We start from the raw sequence: 4161 nt of genomic DNA, 5'->3' as shown, positions 1-4161 counted from the left end.
ACCGACTTTCACAAAATTTTCTTTTACATACTCTAGCACAAGTTCTATCCGTTTTCCCCTATTTAATTCTTTGGGTAAGGCAATTTCAATTTCTCTTGCAAGATGTGAATTTTTACTTTTTTCTATTTTCTCGACACTGTTCCATAAGACAGAACGATTTACAAATTCCTGCGGTGCATTTTGTGGTAGTAGAATTTCTGTATATGCTATTCCGCCTTTTCTTGTAAAGTCGTGGACTATTCCGTCATACTCATTTTTTATCTTTTCGCCACTTCAATAGGCGGAAGCTGCCACTGCACTTTTGCCTTTGCCTCTTGAGATAATCTTTATACAAAGATGATATATCGCCATAAAAAACCTCCTCTCTTTTTTGATGTGGGTACGGTGGCGATGATAAAGACTTCCTAAAAAAATCGGATAGCTTTTATCGGTTTTCTTTTTGGAAGTACACAAGGGGTAGGAAATTTATTTCCGTAGGGGAGTGTAGCTCCCCTGTATCAGCGTTAGCTGATATGCTCTCTGCTAAGAGCCTTTGGAGAACGCACACACCCTTTAGGGTGTATAAGTGCGCCCTTGTAAACAAGGTACTATTCCTCTGCGTTCTTTTTTTCCTCTTGGTTTTCTGTATTTTGATTTTCGCTTTGTCCTCGTTTCTCTATGATTTTTAAGATTTTTTGATTAACTATTTCTTTGATATTTGAGAATGTGATGAGCTGATAAAATTTATCTTTGGTAAAATCCTTGCTTTAAGTAAAGATACTTTCAAAGACTCCTCCTTTTTCATAAAGGCGTCTATCTCTCTTTTTGCGTTCTTCCTGTTTCTGTTTACTGATTAGCTTTTTTCTTTTGTTTTTTAACTGCTTGATTTCTTCTTCTGCCATTAAAATTTTTTCATCTATGTTTTTCATTTTCTGTTTCCCTCTCTTTCAAATTTTGAGCAAAGAAAAAACAGTAAACCGATTTGATTTACTGTTCTTATGGTATCTCTTATCAAATTATTAAATTGTTTATGCAACTCTAAATTTATCTTCCTAAAAAGCCAACAAACAAAGCTTGAATTGTAGCTATAATTGGTACAAGAAAAAATGGAACTAATAAAAAATGTTCTCGAATTGCCAAATGTTTCATCCAATTATTAAACTCATAATCTTTGTGTCCCTCTGTTCCCGGAATAACTATCTTTTCTTTATATTTTCCTTGAAATAAGAGACAATCCAATAACAAAAAATCTCCTATATTTAATATACTCCACTGAATGTATCCCATCCAAAATATATTCCAAAAGCCAACGACTCCTGAATGTAAAATACTTATTGTTGAATAAATAAAACAAACTCCCACAATAACGATAGTAAGTGTCATGTTTATCTTTTTCTCTTGCTTTGTCATTTGTTTCGGAGCTGTTTTTTGGATAGCCTTTGGATAAGAATCTAAAAAGAATCTTGGATTAATAAGTACCAAAGAAGCCACTGCACCGTTAAAAATAGCTGCTATAGCAATTCCGACAAGAATTGCCTGTATTAAATCCATAAAATCATCTCCCTTTTGCTTTTAAATTCATATTACTTTGTAAATAATAATTTAATATTACTTTTTATATGCAATCATTACACCAACTGGTGCAAGACCTCCATTTACCAATTTCATTTCAGCTACTGAAAATCCATATTCATGGGTAAATTCTTCAAATTCCTTTTTATCCCATTCTTGATACATCTTAAATCCTAAAATAGACATCAACCTTTTTATAAGTTTTCTTTGTTTTCCCTCTTTCCATAGAAAAGTGGGGGCGAACAAAGTCCCATTAGGTTTTAACACCCTATATATTTCTTTCATTGCCTTGTCAGGCTCGGGCATAATATGAAGTGCATTAGCTATTACTACACAATCAAATTTCTCATCTGTATAAATCAATGAAGTAGCATCAGCTATTTCAAAGACAAGGTTCTCGTATTCTCCATGTTTTCTTGCTTCAAAAATCATTTGTTTAGAAAAATCAGTTGCAATCCAACTTTTCGTATATTTTGAAAGGTTAAAGGATAATTGACCTGAACCACAAGCAAGTTCAAGTACATTCATATCCTTACTCAAATAGGGGTTTATGTATCCGCAAACTTTATCATAAACACCTTTATCCTTCTTCATAAAAGGAGCATACAACTTGGCGAATTTATCCCAAAATTTTTTGTTACTCTTATCACTCATCAGCAAAACTCCTCCCAACAACAAATTTTAAACTCTCTCTGCTTTTAGCATTTCACATTATTCCTTAAAGATGAAAGCTAATTGCAAGTTAGTCTAAATTAACTAATGATATTTTACCATTTTTAAGTCATTTTTCTATGCCCGCTTTTCATAGCACTTGACAGTTACCTATAAAATTAAAGTAAACATCGACTTGTTGTTTTCTTTCTTTTCCTTTTCTTCTCCCTGTTGCTTCATGGACTACAACTTTTTCTATATACTCATTTATCCTTGGTACTGTCAGTTCCTCAATATCTATATATTTCTCTATCATTTTTAGGAATTTATCGGTATCAATTTTTCTCTGATGATAGCTTTCTATTTCATTTTCAAAATACTGTATTTGCTTTTCTAAGTCTTGTTGCTCCGTATCATAGGTATTAAATAATCTATCAAAGTGTTTTACAGGAATTTTTCCAAGTGCGTGGTCTTCGTGTAGCTTTGTAATGAGGGTTGTTAGTTCTTCATTTCTTGATAACAGTTTTTCTAACTTTTCTTTATCCCCTTGATACTTTTCTTCTCTTTTTTCATCGGATAACTTGTTCATCACTTTTAGAAACTCTTGCTTATCTTCTTTTGCAAAGTCTGTGATTTCTTTGATGGATTTTAAGAGAATTTCATTGACTGTTTTTACTTTGATGTAGTGCATACTGCAAGTGCCTTTTCTGTGTCTGTAATGTTGGCATACGAAACAATAATCACAATCATATTTCTTTTCTTTATGTTCTGCCGGCTCTCTGTAACTTAACTTTCCTCCACAATCTGAACAGATTAAAAGTCCTGTAAATGGGTGTGATGTTGTTCCATACTTTGGACTTCTTCTTACTGTTTTTCTTAATATTTGTGCGTTATTCCATGTTTCTTCATCAATGATAGCTTCATGGGTATTTTTGAAGATAATAAGTTCATCTGCTTTTGCCTTTCTGCGTTTCTTGGTTTTGTAGTCTACACTAATTGTCTTTCCCAATACAGTATGTCCCATATATTCTTGCTTTTCTAAAATATATCCTACTGTGGTCGGTGTCCAAAAATATGGGTCTTCTATTCCTCTTTTCTTGGAACTGTGGTTATTTTCGGGATAATGTATTTCTGCATAGGCTGACGGTATAAGGACTTTATCTTTAGTTAGTATATCTGCTATCTGTGTTACTCCATATCCCTCTATTACAAGCCTGTAAATGCGTTTTACGACCTTTGCACTCTCTTTATCGACAAGTAACTCCTGTTTGTTCTTTGGGTTTCTAAAATAGCCGTATGGAACGCTTGGTGATACTCTTTTACCTTCTTCCATTCTTGCTCTAAAGATGGATTGTATTTTTCTTGAGGTATCTCTTGCATACCATTCGTTCATAATGTTTAGAAATGGTGTAAAGTCGCTTTCTGCTTGTTTCTCGCTATCTATTCCGTTGTTGATGGCAATAAACCTTACTCCCTTTTCTTTGAACAGTATTTCGGTGTAAAAGCCTACTTTGAGGTAATCTCTGCCAAACCTACTCATATCTTTTACTATCACAGTAGATACTTTGTTTTCTTCTACTGCTTTTATCATCTTTTGAAATCCCTCTCTATCAAAGGTTGTTCCGCTTACTCCGTCATCGGTATAGTGATAGATATTTACAAAGCCGTTTCTTTTCGCATAGCTTTCAAGCAGCTGCTTTTGATTGGTGATGGAATTGCTTTCTCCTTGCATTTCATCATCTCGACTTAAACCCCCGTAAAGGGCTGTTTGTCCTGTTCTTTTCGTATTTGACATGAGAATTACCTCCTTTCCAAGTTTTTATTATTTTCTCTGTCCTTATAAGGCTAATCCTTTTGGCACAATCATCCATAAAACTAGTGTGATAACACGAAAAAGTTTGTAAAACAAACGTGTTTTAGTGTGAGTGAAACGAACGCATGGAGAGATCCCATGAGATT

3 protein-coding genes and 2 pseudogenes are annotated in these 4161 nt (G+C 33.7%); all 5 read right to left on the bottom strand.

Going from position 1 to position 4161, the window contains the following annotated elements:
• Window positions 1-351: pseudogene (locus tag HMPREF3045_RS09155) on the bottom strand (MobA/MobL family protein); the annotation flags it as partial.
• A 236-nt stretch (window positions 352-587) separates the two neighbouring features.
• Window positions 588-908 (bottom strand): annotated as a pseudogene (locus HMPREF3045_RS08390) (DUF3847 domain-containing protein).
• Between the two features lie 115 nt (window positions 909-1023).
• Window positions 1024-1530 carry a hypothetical protein gene (locus HMPREF3045_RS08385; RefSeq protein WP_070738607.1) on the bottom strand — a complete coding sequence of 169 codons (507 nt, stop codon included), beginning with the start codon at window positions 1528-1530 and terminating at the stop codon, window positions 1024-1026.
• A 57-nt stretch (window positions 1531-1587) separates the two neighbouring features.
• Window positions 1588-2205 carry a class I SAM-dependent methyltransferase gene (locus tag HMPREF3045_RS08380; RefSeq protein ID WP_070738605.1) on the bottom strand — a complete coding sequence of 206 codons (618 nt, stop codon included), beginning with the start codon at window positions 2203-2205 and terminating at the stop codon, window positions 1588-1590.
• Between the two features lie 148 nt (window positions 2206-2353).
• On the bottom strand, window positions 2354-3997 hold the full coding sequence (locus HMPREF3045_RS08375; protein WP_070738603.1) for a recombinase family protein: 1644 nt from the start codon (window positions 3995-3997) through the stop codon (window positions 2354-2356).
• Between the last annotated feature and the right edge of the window lie 164 nt (window positions 3998-4161).

This window comes from Anaerococcus sp. HMSC075B03 (genome assembly GCF_001815585.1).
Taxonomy (GTDB): Bacteria; Bacillota; Clostridia; order Tissierellales; family Peptoniphilaceae; genus Anaerococcus; species Anaerococcus vaginalis.
Note: the sequence above shows the minus strand (reverse complement) of the source record. Positions and strands in the feature narration are given on the sequence as shown.

Coding starts and splice junctions, on each gene's coding strand:
- HMPREF3045_RS08385 (WP_070738607.1), bottom strand. CDS start 1,530: ATGGATTTAATACAGGCAATTCTTGTCGGAATTGCTATAGCAGCTATT.
- HMPREF3045_RS08380 (WP_070738605.1), bottom strand. CDS start 2,205: ATGAGTGATAAGAGTAACAAAAAATTTTGGGATAAATTCGCCAAGTTG.
- HMPREF3045_RS08375 (WP_070738603.1), bottom strand. CDS start 3,997: ATGTCAAATACGAAAAGAACAGGACAAACAGCCCTTTACGGGGGTTTA.